Origin of the sequence: Falsigemmobacter faecalis (assembly GCF_003863335.1) — a bacterium.
GTDB classification, from domain to species: Bacteria; Pseudomonadota; Alphaproteobacteria; order Rhodobacterales; family Rhodobacteraceae; genus Wagnerdoeblera; species Wagnerdoeblera faecalis.
Window position 1 is genome coordinate 1 of the sequence record NZ_RRAZ01000049.1, and the last position, 15,224, is coordinate 15,224.

At 63.3% G+C, this 15,224-nt stretch carries 6 protein-coding genes and 2 pseudogenes; 5 read left to right on the forward strand and 3 right to left on the reverse strand.

Annotation, left to right across the window (positions count from 1 at the left end):
- Window positions 1-625: 625 nt before the first annotated feature.
- From EG244_RS18865 to EG244_RS18885, 5 genes are all read left to right on the forward strand, one after another.
- On the forward strand, window positions 626-7,192 hold the full coding sequence (locus EG244_RS18865; protein WP_158617366.1) for a peroxidase family protein: 6,567 nt from the start codon (window positions 626-628) through the stop codon (window positions 7,190-7,192).
- An 83-nt stretch (window positions 7,193-7,275) separates the two neighbouring features.
- On the forward strand, window positions 7,276-9,021 hold the full coding sequence (locus tag EG244_RS18870) for a type I secretion system permease/ATPase (RefSeq protein WP_124966714.1): 1,746 nt from the start codon (window positions 7,276-7,278) through the stop codon (window positions 9,019-9,021).
- A complete protein-coding gene (locus EG244_RS18875; protein WP_124966715.1) occupies window positions 9,021-10,916 on the forward strand; it encodes a calcium-binding protein in 1,896 nt (631 codons plus the stop codon). Before EG244_RS18870 ends, EG244_RS18875 begins: the two co-directional genes overlap by 1 nt.
- Before the next feature lie 10 nt (window positions 10,917-10,926).
- Window positions 10,927-12,234: an HlyD family type I secretion periplasmic adaptor subunit gene (locus EG244_RS18880; protein WP_124966716.1), complete on the forward strand. Its 1,308-nt coding sequence runs from the start codon at window positions 10,927-10,929 to the stop codon at window positions 12,232-12,234.
- A gap of 105 nt (window positions 12,235-12,339) precedes the next feature.
- The gene (locus EG244_RS18885) at window positions 12,340-13,017 is read left to right on the forward strand and encodes a LuxR C-terminal-related transcriptional regulator (protein ID WP_158617367.1); all 678 of its coding nucleotides are present in this window, start codon (window positions 12,340-12,342) and stop codon (window positions 13,015-13,017) included.
- 1 nt (window position 13,018) lies between these two features.
- On the opposite strand, the gene EG244_RS18890 is transcribed toward EG244_RS18885, so the two are convergent.
- The 3 genes and pseudogenes from EG244_RS18890 to EG244_RS21160 form a co-directional block, all read right to left on the reverse strand.
- Window positions 13,019-14,206: a sensor histidine kinase gene (locus EG244_RS18890; protein ID WP_124966718.1), complete on the reverse strand. Its 1,188-nt coding sequence runs from the start codon at window positions 14,204-14,206 to the stop codon at window positions 13,019-13,021.
- 410 nt (window positions 14,207-14,616) lie between these two features.
- A pseudogene (locus EG244_RS18895) lies at window positions 14,617-14,914 on the reverse strand (integrase core domain-containing protein); the annotation flags it as partial.
- 23 nt (window positions 14,915-14,937) lie between these two features.
- Window positions 14,938-15,224: pseudogene (locus tag EG244_RS21160) on the reverse strand (hypothetical protein); the annotation flags it as partial.

Below are 15,224 nucleotides of genomic sequence, written 5' to 3' on the forward strand. Positions count from 1 at the left end.
TCTTGTAGGGAGGGGGCCGTCCACATATGGCACATCGATGCCGTCCGGGGGCGGTTACATCATCAACGCCCCGAAACGACCGACAAAGCGGATGACCATCTGATCTGCTCCACGTCCAGAGACAGGATCGGTCGTTGCAGACTTCCATCCTGACAAGGCAGGGCGAAGATCATCCTGAAACTCCGGCAGCCGGTGCCGCTGAAGAGCGTGGCGAAACACGGCAACTTCTGCGGCGTTCAGACCGGCAAGGTCCGCAATTGGTCTGACCCGGATCAATCCCCGGAACCCTGATGGCGGTCAGATGCGCATCTCTCCACCTCGGCAGGCAACGAGAGCAGTCGGTTGGCGGGACGGCAGTTCATCTCATTCGCTCAGACAGGCCGGAACCATACTCCGGGACGGAGAGTGGGCGTCGGCCCGCAGCGCCTGAGCTGCACCGACGCGCCTCAGATATGGACCAAAGGCCCTCGCCGCCTTCCCCAAAGGTCTGAACATTCAGGCGACCTTGCGCGATGTTTCGCCCCTGCCCGGCAGCCTACTCTTGGCAAAGATGCGGATCTTAGCGCGCATCGCCAGTGGAAGCCGGTCCGGCTTGATCGTTTTCCGACAGCTACAGGGGAAAGCCATGGTCACGCTCATTCGTCACGATCTTGACTTCATCTTGCGTCAGATACGCGTCGCAGAAGCGCATGCCGCCGGAACGCCGCTCAGCGATCTGGTGGAAAGCCCGTTGTTGCCCTGGGGGCTGCGAACGGTTGATGGCAGCTTCAACAACCTGGTTGCGGGGCGCGAACAATGGGGGGCCTCGCATGAGCCTTTCGTGCAGCTGACCCGGCCCTACTGGCGCAATGAGGGCGACGACCAGATGAGCTTCGGCACTCCTGCCGATCAGATCGTTCTGGGGAACAACAATTATGACCCCAACGCGACCACCAGCCCCGGCTTTGCCCCCGGCACCGTGGTCGATGCCGACCCCCGGCTGATCTCGAACCTGATCGTCGATCAGACGCTGAACAACCCTGCGGCGGTCACCGCGGGACTACGGCTTGCGGGGATGGCAGAGGCGGATATTCCCGCAGCCCTTGCCGCCGTCCAGACCGCCCAGGTGATTGTCAACGGCACCACGCCGGGAACCCAGGCCCGCGCCATCGCCGAGGCCCAGCGGGATGCGCTGATCGGCAGCTATGGCATCAGCATGGACGGGCCGACGGTTTTGCTGAGCAACGCCTCGCCCGACGAGGGTCTGTCCGCGCCTTACAACGGCTGGTTCACACTCTTTGGGCAGTTCTTCGATCACGGGCTCGATCTGGTGAAAAAGGGTGGCAACGGGTCCGTCTATATCCCGCTGCAACCCGATGACCCGCTTTACAATCCTGCCTCGCCGGACACCAACTTCATGGTGATGACCCGGGCCACGCTCGGTGAAAGCGCGACCAATGTCACCACGCCCTGGGTCGATCAGAACCAGACCTATACCTCGCATCCCTCGCATCAGGTGTTCCTGCGTGACTATGAAGCCGGACCGGACGGCCCGCTTGCCACGGGGCTTTTGCTGGATGGTGCCCGCGGCATGGCGACCTGGGCCGATGTGAAGACACAGGCGCGCGAGCTGCTGGGTATTGAGCTGACCGATCTGGATGTCGGTGCGGTGCCGGTGCTGCTCACCGACCCCTATGGCGAGTTTATCCGCGGGCCGAACGGATTGCCGCAGATCCTGGCCGCCTTTGACGAGGCGGGCATGGCGATCTGGGTTGAGGGCAATCTGGCCGATCCGGTCAATCCCTCGGCCATTCAGCTGCCGGTGGGCACCGTGCTTTACGGTGGCAATGTGATTGAGGCCGGCGAGACCGTCTCGGCCGCCCGCACGGGCAATGCCTTCCTCGACGATATCGCCCATGCGGCGGTGCCGGTCGTGGCGGGCGGGGTGCTGCAGCCTGACGATGACGCGACCCCCGGCTATTCGGGCGGCTTTACGGACCGCGGGGCGCAGACCGCCTATGACAATGAGATGCTCGATGCCCATTACATCACCGGCGACGGGCGCGGGAATGAGAACATTGGCCTGACCGCCCTTCACTACGTCTTCCACGCCGAGCATAACCGCCTGGTCAAAGAGATCCGCGAAACGGTGTTGGCCACGGAGGATACGGCTTTTATCGCCGAATGGCAGCTTGCAGATGGCAGCTGGGATGGGGAGCGGCTTTTCCAGGCGGCGCGCTTTGCCACTGAAATGCAGTACCAGCATCTGGTCTTTGAGGAATTCGCCCGCAAGGTTCAGCCCGACATCGATATTTTCGTGATTGAGCCCGATGTGGAGCTGAACCCGGGGATCTTTGCCGAATTCGCCCATGTGGTCTATCGCTTCGGACATTCCATGCTGACCGAGCGCATCGACCGCATTGGCGCGGATGGCAGCCGCGACGATATGGACCTCTTCGACGCCTTCCTCAACCCGCTGGCCTTCGGCTCGGAGACGGTCGATCACAGCGCAGCGGCAGGGGTGATCGTGCGCGGCATGACCGGCCAGGTCGGCAATGAGATCGACGAATTCGTCACCCATGTGCTGCGCAACCAGCTTGTTGGCATTCCGCTGGATCTGGCCGCGCTCAATATCGCGCGGGGCCGGGATGCCGGAATGCCCGGCCTCAATGACGCGCGGGCCCAGTTCATGGAGATGGCAGGCGGCGACACGCAGCTCAAGCCCTATGAAAGCTGGGTCGATTTCGCGCTGAATATCCGCAATCCGGAATCGGTGGTAAACTTCATCGCCGCTTATGGCCGCCACCAGCTGATCGAGGATGAAACCACCGTCGCGGGCAAGCGCGCGGCCGCGATGGCGCTGGTCTTCGGCACCGCGCAAAGCTTCTGGGACGGATCGGCGATGCGCACGATCAACGCCCCGGCGGACCGGCTGGACTTCCTGAATGCGCGCGGCAGCCATGCGGAGGAGCGCGCCGGGGTTGATCTGATTGATCTCTGGGTCGGTGGTCTGGCCGAGAAGAAGATGGCCTTTGGGGGCATGCTTGGCTCAACCTTCTCTTTTGTCTTCCAGATGCAGCTTGAGAACCTGCAGCACGGGGATCGCTTATATTATCTGTCGCGGCTGCAGGGCACCAACCTGCTCAACGAGATGGAGAACAACTCCCTCGCCTCGATCGTCATGCGCAATACCGATCTGGGTGAAACCGGATTTGCCCTGCCGGGTGACATTTTCTCAACCCCCGACCATGTGCTCTATGTCGATGCGGCCAAACAGGCGGCGTTCGGCTATGCCGATCCGACCCATGACAATCCGCTGCTGCAGGCCGTCTCGGCGCTGGTCGAGCGCGGCCCGAACTTCATTCGCTACAACGGTCTGGATCACACCGTGATCGCCGGAACCGAAGGCAATGATACAATCATTGCCGGGGGCGGCGATGATGCGATCCGGGGGTTTGGCGGCGATGATAATATCGAAGCAGGCTACGGCGTTGATATCGTCTATGGCGGCGACGGCGATGACGTGATCACAAACTCCGGCACCGATATCGGCGAGACGGATATGATCCGGGGGGATGGCGGCAATGACGTCATCCATGGCGGCTCGGGTCTGGCGCTGCTCTTTGGCGGCGATGGCAAGGACTTCCTGATGGTCGGCCCCGATGGCGGCGAGGCACGCGGCGGCAACGGCGATGACTTCATCAGCGGCGGCTCGGGGGTGGATGCGCTCTTTGGCAATGCCGGCGATGACTGGATCGAGGGGGGCGGGCTCTTTGACTATATCGCCGGGGATCATGGCGATATATTCTTCAACTCCACCGAGATCGGCCATGACGTGATCAACGGAGGCCGCGGCGATACCGATTATGACGCCGATTCCGGCGACGACATCATGATTGGCGGCGAGGGGATCCAGAAGTTCATCGGCATGTGGGGCTTTGACTGGGTGTCCTTTAAAGGCCAGGCGGTGGGTGCCGAGGCCGATATGAACACCCCGGTCTTTGCAACCCTGCCGCTCGAGGTGCTGCGCGACCGCTTCAGTCAGGTCGAGGCATTGTCCGGCTGGAAATATGACGACGTTCTGCGCGGCGATGACCGCTCGGCGGATGGTGGCGCCGTCGGCCTGGCCGATCCGACCCCCGAGGGGAATTTCCTTTATAACGAACTCGATCTTGAAGGAATTGCGCGCATTTCGGGTCTTGATCAGCTGATCCTGCCCGAGTTGATGTCCATGGGGCAATACTGGGCCGATGGCTCGGGAAGCCAGAAAATGATCTTCACCGGCGGCAATATCCTGCTTGGTGGCGGCGGCAGCGATCTGATCGAAGGGCGCGGCGGAAATGATGTGATCGATGGCGATGCCTGGCTCAATACCCGCATCGCCATCCTGGGAGAAAGCGGCCAGCAGATCGCCACGGCCGAAAGCATGATGGGGCCGGTCACCGACAACACTGGTCAGACTTTGCATAACGGCCGCCCGCTGAGCAGTCTGATGCTGGAGCGGGTCTACAACCCCGGCCAGCTGCAGATCGTGCGCGAAATCCTCTGGGACGACAGCGGCACAGACACTGCCCTTTATTGGGATGATCTGGCCAATTACGAGCTGACTCAGAATGCCGATGGTTCGATCACCGTCAGCCATATCGATGTACCCGACGGCGTGATCAACCCGGCCACGGGGCGGGCCTTCATCGACGATGGAACCGACCGGCTTTACAACATCGAATATCTGCAATTCGCCGATCAGCGGATCAATGTGGGGCAGTTCTTCAATGATCCGCCCGTCGGCCTGCCGCTGATCAGCGATACAACGCCGACACAGAACGCGGCGCTGCAGGTTGATCTTGCCGGGGTCAGCGATGCGGATGGCATTTCGCCCGGCTCGGTGGCGCTGCAATGGCAGGTGCTGCTGGCGGGGAACTGGTCCGATATTCCCGGTGCCACCGGGGCCAGCTTCACCCCTGGCATCGGTCAGGTGAACACCCAGTTGCGGGTCGTGATGCGCTACACCGATGGCTTTGGCAACCCGGAGACGGTCACCTCTGATCCGACCGGCATCGTCGGGGTCGAGCTGATCGGCACGGCGATGGCGAATGTGATGGATGGCACGGCAGGCAGCGATGCAATCTACGGCCGGGGCGGCAACGACACCATCAGTGGCTTTGGCGGTGATGATGTCCTGAACGGCGAAGGCGGCTCGGATGTGCTTTTCGGCGGGGCGGGCAATGACACGCTGGATGGCGGCGACGGAGCCGACGTGCTGTCGGGCGGCGAAGGGGACGATCTGTTGTACGGGGGGGCCGGCATTGACCTGCTGCAGGGCGATGGTGGCAATGACACCCTCGAGGGCGGCGGCGGCGCCGACACGCTGTCGGGCGGCGAAGGGGACGATCTGTTGTACGGGGGGGCCGGAATTGACCTGCTGCAGGGCGATGGCGGCAATGACACCCTCGAGGGCGGCGGCGGCGCCGACACGCTGTCGGGCGGCGAAGGGGACGATCTGTTGTACGGGGGGGCCGGAATTGACCTGCTGCAGGGCGATGGCGGCAATGACACCCTCGAGGGCGGCGGCGGCGCCGACACGCTGTCGGGCGGCGAAGGGGACGATCTGTTGTACGGGGGGGCCGGAATTGACCTGCTGCAGGGCGATGGCGGCAATGACACGCTTGAGGGGGGGGACAGCGCCGATACCCTTTCGGGCGGCGAAGGGGACGATCTGTTGTATGGGGGGGCCGGCGTTGACCTGCTGCAGGGCGATGGCGGCAATGACACCCTGGAAGGCGGCGCTGCCAATGACGTGGTCGAGGGCGGCGCGGGCGATGACCTGCTGATCTGGCGGGCCGGTGACGGGCGCGACGTTATGCGCGGCGGCAGCGGCACGGATACCGTCCGGCTTTATGGCGACGCATCAAACGAGGCCTATCACATCTGGACCGTAGCGGCCTGGAGGGCTTTCAGCGGCGCCAATAATACGGCTGGCGGTCTCGACCCCGATGCCGAGATCCTGATCACCCGAAACGGGACCAACTTTGCCAGCATCGTCGCCCAGCTGTCCGGTATCGAGGAGATCCATATTGATGGTGTGGGGGGCAATGACACCTTCACCCCGCATGGCGACTTCAGTCCGACCTCGCTTTCGCACAACACCATCCGCTTTACCGGCAGCACCGGCAATGACCGGGTGGATATGACGCAGCTTCTGTCTGCGCATCGGGTGGTGTTCGACGGCAAAGGCGGCGATGACAGTATCATTGGCACCCTGCGCCCGCAGGACGTCTATATCGACGGAGATGGCGTCGGGACGCAGGGTCAGGCCGGTGACGGGCAGGACGTTTCCGCAGCAGAAGCCGAAGCCGAAGCGGCAGCAGAAGCCGGTGAGGCGGAGGCTACTCACACCACCAATGTCCTGGCTGGCAGCGCCGCCGATGACATCCTGAGCGGCAGCGAAGCCGGGGATCTGATCTCGGGCGGCGCGGGCGATGACCTGATCCGCGGCAAGGGGGGCGATGACGTTGCCCTTGGCGGCGCGGGCAGCGACACCCTTCTGGGCGATGGCGGCAATGACAGCCTCTTTGGCCAGGACGGGGACGACTACCTCTTTGGCAATGACGGAGAGGATGTGCTCTCGGGCGGCGCGGGGGACGACCACCTCTTCGGCGGCGCCGGGGACGATCTGTTCCTTGCCGGGGTGAATGACGGCAATGACGTCTATTTCGGCGATGCGGGGTCAGATACGCTGGATATGTCGGCGATCACTGCGGCGATCCGGGTCGATCTGGACCTTGGCACCGCCAGCAGCGCCCAGAGCGGACAGGACATTCTGCGCGGCATCGAGAACGTCACCACCGGCCAGGGCAATGACCTGCTGATTGCGGGGAATGGCCTCAATATCCTGACCGGGGGCGCGGGCGATGACACCTTCTGCTTCCGCAGCGCCGCGGCCGCCGATGGCGATGTGATCACCGATTTCGCACCCGGTGACCGGATCGATCTGTCGGGCATCGATGCCAATGCGGAGCTGGCGGGCCGGCAATCCTTCACCCTTGTGACGGGCGATGCCCTGACCGGCCCCGGACAGCTTCTGGTGACGCAGGAAACCCGCGCCGATGGCACTTATACGGTGATCGCGGGCAGTACCGAAGATGCCGAGCCCGCCTTCCGCATTCACCTGAAGGGCGCGCATGAGCTGACAGCGGGCGACTTTACCCTCTGAGGCCCGCACGTCTCCCCCCCGCCTGGGCCATCAGGGTCCGGGCGGGGACCAGTCATCTGCACCACAGTCGTCGGGGTGACGTCATGCGAATACAGGATCCGGACCGGGCAGCGCGCCGCCGTGCGGCAGCAGAGCTGACGTCGGGCTATCGCGGCTTAATCAGTTTTCTTTTCTTCATTTCAGGGATCATCAACATTCTGGCGCTGACGGGCGCTTTCTACATGCTGCAGATCTATGATCGTGCGCTCGGAAGCGGCAGCATCCCGACATTGCTTGCCATCTCGATACTGGCAATCGGGCTTTATCTGGCGCAGGGCCTTTTTGATATCATCCGCAGCCAGATCCTCGTGCGGATCGGCGGGCGGATCGATGCCAAATTTGCCCCTCTCGCGCATCGCGTGGTGATCGATATGCCGCGCCATGGCTATTCCACCACCGAGGCGCTTGAGCGGGGCCGCGATGTCGACACCCTGCGCGGCTTTCTGGGCAGTCAGGCCCCGGTCGCGCTTTTTGACCTGTTCTGGGTGCCGATCTTTGTGGGCTTCGTTTATCTGCTGCATCCGCTGCTGGGGGCGGTGACGCTTGGCGGGGCGGTGGTGCTGACCCTGCTCACGGTGGTGACGGAGCTTGTCTCGCGCGGCCTGAATGACCAGGCGCAAAAGGCTTTGGTGCAGCGCAATATGATCGCCGATTCCAATGCCCGCAATGCCGAGGTGCTGCGGGCGATGGGCATGGGCCCGCGCGCCATCAGCCGCTTTGAGACCGCCAATGACGACCATCTGATCCTGCAGACCCGGGCCACCGATGTCACCGGCACCTTCGCGGCTGTCGCGCGGGTGCTGCGGATGATGCTGCAGTCAGCGGTGCTGGGGCTGGGGGCCTGGCTGGTGATCCGCGGGCAGCTGACGCCGGGAGCCATTATTGCGGCCTCGATTACTTCGGCCCGGGCGCTGGCACCGATCGATCTGGCGATCGCCAACTGGCGGGGTGTGGTGCTGGCACGGGCGGCCGCGAAACGGCTGCGCGATACCATGGTGGCGCTGGCCTCGGTCCAGGACCCGATGGCTTTGCCAGCCCCGCGCCGGATGTTGCAGGTCGAGGGCCTGACCGTGGCGGCACCAGGCAACGGGCGGGTGCTGCTGAGTGACGTGTCTTTCACGCTCAGCGCGGGTCAGGCGCTTGGCGTCATCGGCCCGAGTGGCGGCGGCAAATCCACCCTTGCCCGCGCGCTGACCGGGATCTGGGCTCCGGTGCGGGGGGAGGTCAGGCTGGACGGTGCCGCGCTTTCGCAATGGACCGAAGAGGCGATTGGCCGCCACATCGGCTATCTGCCGCAGGATGTGGTGCTGATGGAGGGCGATATCCGTGCCAATATCGCCCGGCTTGAAGAGGATCCCGACCCGGAGGCGGTGGTCACGGCCGCGACGGCCGCGGGTGTGCATGAGATGATCACCCGCCTCGCCGATGGCTACCAGACCCGCCTTGGGTCGATGGGCGGCGCAATCTCGGGCGGCCAGCGCCAGAGGATCGGCCTTGCCCGCGCGCTCTTTGGGGCGCCTTTTGTGGTGGTGCTTGATGAGCCGAACTCCAATCTCGATGGCGAAGGCGAGGCCGAACTCAGCGCCGCAATCGCTGCCGTGCGTGCGCGGGGCGGCATCACCATTGTGATCACCCATCGCCCCAGTGCTCTCGCGGCGGTGGATCTGGTCGCGGTGATCCAGAATGGCAAAATGACCGCCTTTGGCGATAAATCGGAAATCATTGCACGCCCGGTTCGGGCCGAAACCGGCTCTGACCCGGCGCGTGATCTGCAGCAAAGGGTGCTGTGATGGTCATCCGCATCCGCAGCAACAACGACCGTAACCCCGAAGACGACCGCCCTTTCCCCGGTGACGAGAGGGAGGACACGCCCCGCTCACGAATGCCCCAGGTGGTGGTGGCGGTGATGGCGATGGCTCTGGCCTTTCTGCGTGCTCTGGTCAGCGAAGCGAAGGCCTTCTTCCCCCCTGCCCCGCCGGGCGGGGAGCCTGTGGCGGGTCCCGGGCAGGCGGCGGATCTGACCGTGCAGGTCACGGACCCGGCCGGGACGGGACCTGTCACAGCACATGACGCATCTTCTTCACGCAGCCTGTCCGTCAGCTGGGGCGGCAGTGAGAGCCGTCTCGGGCTGGTGCAGATGGCGGCGCGACAGGCCGGTGCGCTGCCGGCGGCCAATGACAATGGCTATATGCAGCCCGATGCCGAGGCCTTTCTGGCCCGGATGATGCATTTCAGCCAGCCGCTGCACGAGGCCACTCTGAGCTTCAGCCCGCCTCCGCCGCAGCAGCCTGCGCCGCCGCAGCCGGTGGTCGTCGTCTCCGAGGACGGCGAGTGCGGCTGCGGATCGGGCGACAGGTCAAAGTCCGGCTCAGCGGCCGGGCCCGATCGCCGCTCGCCGCTGCCGCTTGAGGCGGTGCTGATCGGCAGCCTCCTGGCTGACAGTATGGGCCCGGCCCATGGCGAGACGACCGACAGCCCCGCCTCCCCTGCGGCCGATCCTGAGGGGGCGGAGCCTGCGACCGGTGAGCCGACGCCGCCCCTCTCTGAGGGGGCGCGCGACGATGACGGACAGCCCGGCGCAGTCCCTCCCCCGGATGCGCCGCCCGGACCTGAGGTTCCGCCCTCTGTTCCGGTCCGGCCCTGCCCCGGCCTCAGCCTGTCAGACCTGCCGGCCCCGCATCAGGCGCCGCAGCCCGCCTCTTTTCCCGCGGCACCTGATGACGGGGCCGGACCCGTCGGTGACAGCGAGGCCCCGCTTCATGGCAGCGCAGAGGGTGATGTGATCTTTGGCGGCCCTGGGGATGATATCCTTTCGGGGGGCAGCGGCGACGATATGCTGTTCGGGCGGGCGGGGGACGATCTCCTGATCGGCGGCGCGGGCAATGACACCCTGTTCGGCGGGGCGGGCAATGATACCCTTCTGGGGGGCAGCGGGCATGACATCCTGCCTGGCGGAACGGGGGATGACGTCCTGATCGGGGGCGATGGGGATGACACGCTGCTGGGCGGGGCCGGCAATGACCTGCTGCGGGACGGCAGCGGCGCGGATCTTGTTCTGGCAGGCGAGGGGGACGACCATGTGCTGGCAGATGCCGACGCCGGTCACGATCATTTCGACGGCGGCGCGGGCCGCGATCACCTCGACTATACCGCGAGCCCGGCGGATCTGACTTTGACCTACTCCGAGGGGGCGGGCCGGGTCACCACCCCGGAGGGGTCTGACAGCTTTACCGGCTTCGAAGCTGTCACGGGGGGCGCTGGTAATGACCATTTCCTGATCGGGACAGGCATGGCCCGGCTTCGCGGGGGCGAGGGGCAGGATATTTTTGAATTCTGCCTGCCGCCCGCGCCTTCAAATCTGCCGCCCGCGCTCAGCATGCCGGAAGGGCCGGCGCCCGCCGCGCTGCGCTTTGACTACTGGCTGGACGATTTTCAGGCAGGGGATCGCCTGCGTCTGCGCCATCATGACATTGTGGAAGATCTGCTCGACAGCCTGGAGGACAGGTTCGGGGAGTTCTATCGCACGGAAATCGACGATGACGATCTGCACCTGAGCATCACGCATGAAAGCGACGAAGACGGCGATCGGACCATCATCCGCGGGACGATGGAGGAGAACGACAGTTTCACCCTGATCATCACGCTGGAAGGCCATCGGGCCCTGGCGCTGGTGGAATTCACGTGAGAGGTGCGCCATGAAAACCGTGAAAGACAAGACCGGGTCTTATTTCGGCCTCAGAGGCCGGGTGCTGACGGGCAGCGTGCTGGCCGTCGGGCTGATCGCCGGGGTCGGCGGCTGGGCCGCCACCACCCCGCTTGCCGGAGCCGTGATCGCCAGCGGCGTGGTCGCCGTCGATCAGAACCTGAAACTGGTGCAGCATCTGGACGGCGGGATCATCAGCAGCATCTTGGTGCGCGAAGGCAGCCGGGTCCGGGAGGGGGATGTGATGTTCCAGCTCGATGATGCTCAGACACGCGCCGAGCTGGAAATCCTGCGTGGCCAGTTGATCAAGCTGAAGATCCAGCAGGCCAGACTCGCAGCCGAGCGCGACGGCCGGGACGCTCTCGTGCTGCCCGCCGCGATCGATGTCACCGATCCTGCGATTGCCGGACAGGTGGCAGGAGAGCAGCGCATCCTGTCGGGGCGGCTGGGCGAATATCGCGCCCGCCGCCAGCAGTTTGAACTGAGCATTGAGCAGGTCGCTGAGGAGATCCGCGGGCTCGAAGCGCAGGCCCTGGCCAAGAGGGAGGAGGCCGGGCTGGTGCAGGAAGAGCAGACCCGCAGCGAGACCCTGATGAAAGCGGGGCTGGCCGAAATCGGCCGCGTGGCGGCCACGCGGCGTGAACTCGCACGGCTGACCGGCGAAAGCGGCGAAATCGCCGCCACCATCGCCCGCGCCCGGGTGCGCAGCAGCGAAATCCGGCTGCAGATCCTGGCTGCCGATGATCTTTTCCGCACCGAGGCGCAGCGGGGCCTTGGGCAGACCGAGATTCAGATCGACGAAATGGAGCAGCGCTTTGCCGCCACCGCGGACCGGCTGACCCGCACCGAATTGCGCGCACCGATCAGTGGCATCGTGAATGAACTCAACGTCCATACGCTTGGCGGGGTGATCGGCGCGGCAGAGGTGCTGGCAACCATCATGCCTGATGCCGCGCAGCTGACCTTTCAGGTGAGGGTGCCTCCTGTGCAGATCGATCAGGTGGTGCCGGAGCAATCTGCGCGGGTGCGTTTCCCCGCCTTCAACCAGCGCGTGACGCCGGAGCTGGCGGGCACAACCCGCTATGTCGCCGCCGCCGCGACCCGTGATCCGGTCAGCGGCGAATCCTTCTTCCTCGCCGAGATCGGGGTTGAGGCGAGTGCGCTCGCCGCTCTGGAGGGGGCGGTGCTTTTACCGGGCATGCCGGTCGAAGTTTTTATCGCGACCGAGCCGCGGATGGCAATCTCTTATCTTGCCAAGCCCTTTACCGATGTCGTGCTGCGCGCCTTCCGCGAGCGGTGACGCAAAAGCTGTCATGAGAGGGCCAATCGCACCCGTTAATAATTATTCACCTTAATTCACAAATTTCTGTTAACTTTGGTGACAATGCCGGGGGGGAGTTCAGGCATGACAAATATTCGCGTAGCAATATTTGATGATCATCCAATCGTGATTGACGGAGTGCTGCGTGTGCTCACTCAGATCGACGATATGGATTGTGCCGGGACCGGCAGCACTGCGGCAGCAGCAGCGGAATATGCGCTGGAAAACCGGGCGGATGTTCTCGTGATGGATCTGGGGATGACCGGCGATGTCTGCCGGACGATCATGAAGCTTCAGCGCCTGACCCCTGACGTGCAGGTGCTGATCTTCACGGCGTCGAACGAGCTGCAGGATGCCCGGCGCGTGCTCGAGGCCGGTGCCAGGGGCTATGTGGTCAAGGGCTGCAGTGGCGCTGAGCTGGCAGACGCAATCCGGGCCCTGTTTCGCGGCGAGGTCTATATCAGCCAGACCGTGGCCGCTCGCATGATCATGGCCTCGCAAAAGGCCATGCAGAACCACCGTGAGGCCGAGGATCTCAGGCTGAACATGCGCGAGCAACAGATCCTGAAGCTGCTGCTGACCGGTATGACCAATCGCGAGATCGCCGCGCGGCTGAAGATCAGTGAAAAAACGGTTAAGCATTACATGTCACTGGTCATGCAAAAGCTGAATGTCCGCAACCGCCTCGAGGCCGTGCTGGCCGCCCAGAAGCTGCAAAGCAGCTTGAATCAAAGACCGCGCACGGCAGGCTTTCTGCAATAGCTCAGCGCAAAGGCAGCCGGACCAGCATCACGACCCGCCCCGAGGCGCATCTGCGGTGCTGCATACTGCCGCCAAGCGCCAGCAGGCGGCGGCGCAGGCCCGGCAGGCCCAGGCCGCCGCGTCTGCCCGGTCCCGAGGAGGCTTCGGATTGGATCAGACTGGCAACCGTCACCACCAGGCTGTGGCCCCGGGACCTCACATGCAGTTGCGGAGCCCTGTCACAGGCATGTTTATAGGCATTCATCAGTCCTTCCTGCACGACGCGGAAGAGACACACCTGGAAGGCTGTCTCCAGCTCGGGCAATCCATCGGCGATGTGACAGGCGACCTGCGATCCGGTCATGCCGGCGTGGCGCCGCACGGCGAGATGGATGGTCTCTCCCATGCTGAGCCCGACCAGTTCCGGCAGGCTGAGCCCGGAGGAAAGCTCACGCAACTCACGCATGGTCTGCGACAGCAGTGCCTCGATCCCGCGCCGCCCGACCGGGCAGGCCGCGTCGTCCAGGGAAAGCGCCGCCGCGGTCAGCATCTGCAAAGGGCCATCATGCAGGTCCGCCGCCAGAGCGTTCAGCAGCGCCTCATTGCCATTAATGAGATCATCGCGCGCGGTATCCGCGTCATTGCGCAGCGCACGATTGACCGCGAGAAGTCTTTCGGTATTGGCCAGCCGCGCGTCCAGTTCGATGCGTTGTTCCTGCACCACCCGACGTGCCCAGCAGAGGGTATAAAGCAGGAGCGCCAGGATCACCCCTCCCGTCAGTGCAATTCCCGCCCAGATCAGCTTCGTGCGCTGCGCTTCGGCCGCAAGCAGTGGCCGTGCGTCCAGATAGATCTCACCGATGAGCCGCGGCCCGCCATCGGGGCCAGGATCGAGTGGCACGTAAATCTCCAGCAGCGGCTCATCCGGATCCATGATCCCGGGGCCGCCCTCCATGTAGGAGCGGCCCTGCACAATCTCGGAGAAGATTCCCTCCTCTAACACCCGCGCCAGGCTGGGATTCTCACGCCATTGCCCGGCCAGCGCCGGGGGGGAGCCTGAGACGATGGTACCGTCCGGCCGCCAGAAGACCACCGCCTCAATCCGGCCAGGAGGTACGACTATGCCGCGAAGATCAAGGCCGGACAATGTGGCAACAGGTTGACCATCCGCCCCCCCTCTCACGATCAGCTGGAAATAGCCGGCAGCCATTCGCGCCGCCGCCCGGATATCCGACTGACGCAGGTAATGTGTAAGCCAGGCTCCGGACAGCAACATGCAGACCGAAACGATAACCGTAAGCAGTACGATCACCCGATTAAAAATACTCATTACATACACGGAATAAGATAAAGAAAAAGAAAGGCTATATTTCTATGCCAGGCTATCATGAGACTGGTACTGATGACAGAAAAAGAATGGTGTTATTTTCCGCTTGGAATGGCGTTGTTGAGCTAATCGGCAGCAGGCTGATCTGACCCTTTCCCGTTTTATCGTTCAATCTGCAGCTCTGATTTCGGCAGTGCCGAGGGCGTTCTATCTGTTCATGATGGCGATGCGGATCTGGATTTCTGCGGTCTGTCGGTAATCATTCCCGTTTTAGCGGGGTTCTGGAGTAGAACTCACGCAGCCAGTTTCAGCTTTTGGGCGGTCGTCATGCGGCCGATGCCCATCTTGGACGGTCGTGATTGTATGTCCGGAGCCAGCTCGTTGCGATGTCTGCACCTCCTTGATGCTGTCGAAGATGTACAGGTCAAGCCAGTCGTGGCGCACCGTGCGACGGTATCGTTGGACATAGGCGTTCTGCTGGAGCTTTCCTGGCTGGATGTGGTTCAGGGCAATTCCTTGTTTTTCGGCCCAAATCATCAATGTTGAACTGATATATTCCGGCCCGTTGTCGGCTCGTATCGACTGCGGCTTGACTAACCTTGCTACGTGGCGGATTATGTTATGTTGGACATCACAATTTTTAACTTATGCTGCGTATACGTGTTTTCTCTCGGGAGATCTTGGATACTGCGCCTTGGTTTTGCACATTTAACAACTGTTAAGTTGTCGCTCATGCCAATAGCGCCATGATCACATGGTCGACAGGTAAACTTGCGCGCAGCAGCTTTCTGAACCAGATGACGCAGATAGGCTCTTGGTGAGCGAATTCGATCAAATTTTTGCAAAAGTGCGGCCACTAGGTGTTTGATCTCACGATTTGATGGTGTGATCCTTTCGCAGG

Bases quoted from the DNA above. Each gene is read 5' to 3' on its own strand.
- EG244_RS18885 (WP_158617367.1), top strand. From the start codon at position 12,340: ATGACAAATATTCGCGTAGCAATATTTGATGATCATCCAATCGTGATT.
- EG244_RS18865 (WP_158617366.1), top strand. From the start codon at position 626: ATGGTCACGCTCATTCGTCACGATCTTGACTTCATCTTGCGTCAGATA.
- EG244_RS18890 (WP_124966718.1), bottom strand. From the start codon at position 14,206: ATGGCTGCCGGCTATTTCCAGCTGATCGTGAGAGGGGGGGCGGATGGT.
- EG244_RS18880 (WP_124966716.1), top strand. From the start codon at position 10,927: ATGAAAACCGTGAAAGACAAGACCGGGTCTTATTTCGGCCTCAGAGGC.
- EG244_RS18875 (WP_124966715.1), top strand. From the start codon at position 9,021: ATGGTCATCCGCATCCGCAGCAACAACGACCGTAACCCCGAAGACGAC.
- EG244_RS18870 (WP_124966714.1), top strand. From the start codon at position 7,276: ATGCGAATACAGGATCCGGACCGGGCAGCGCGCCGCCGTGCGGCAGCA.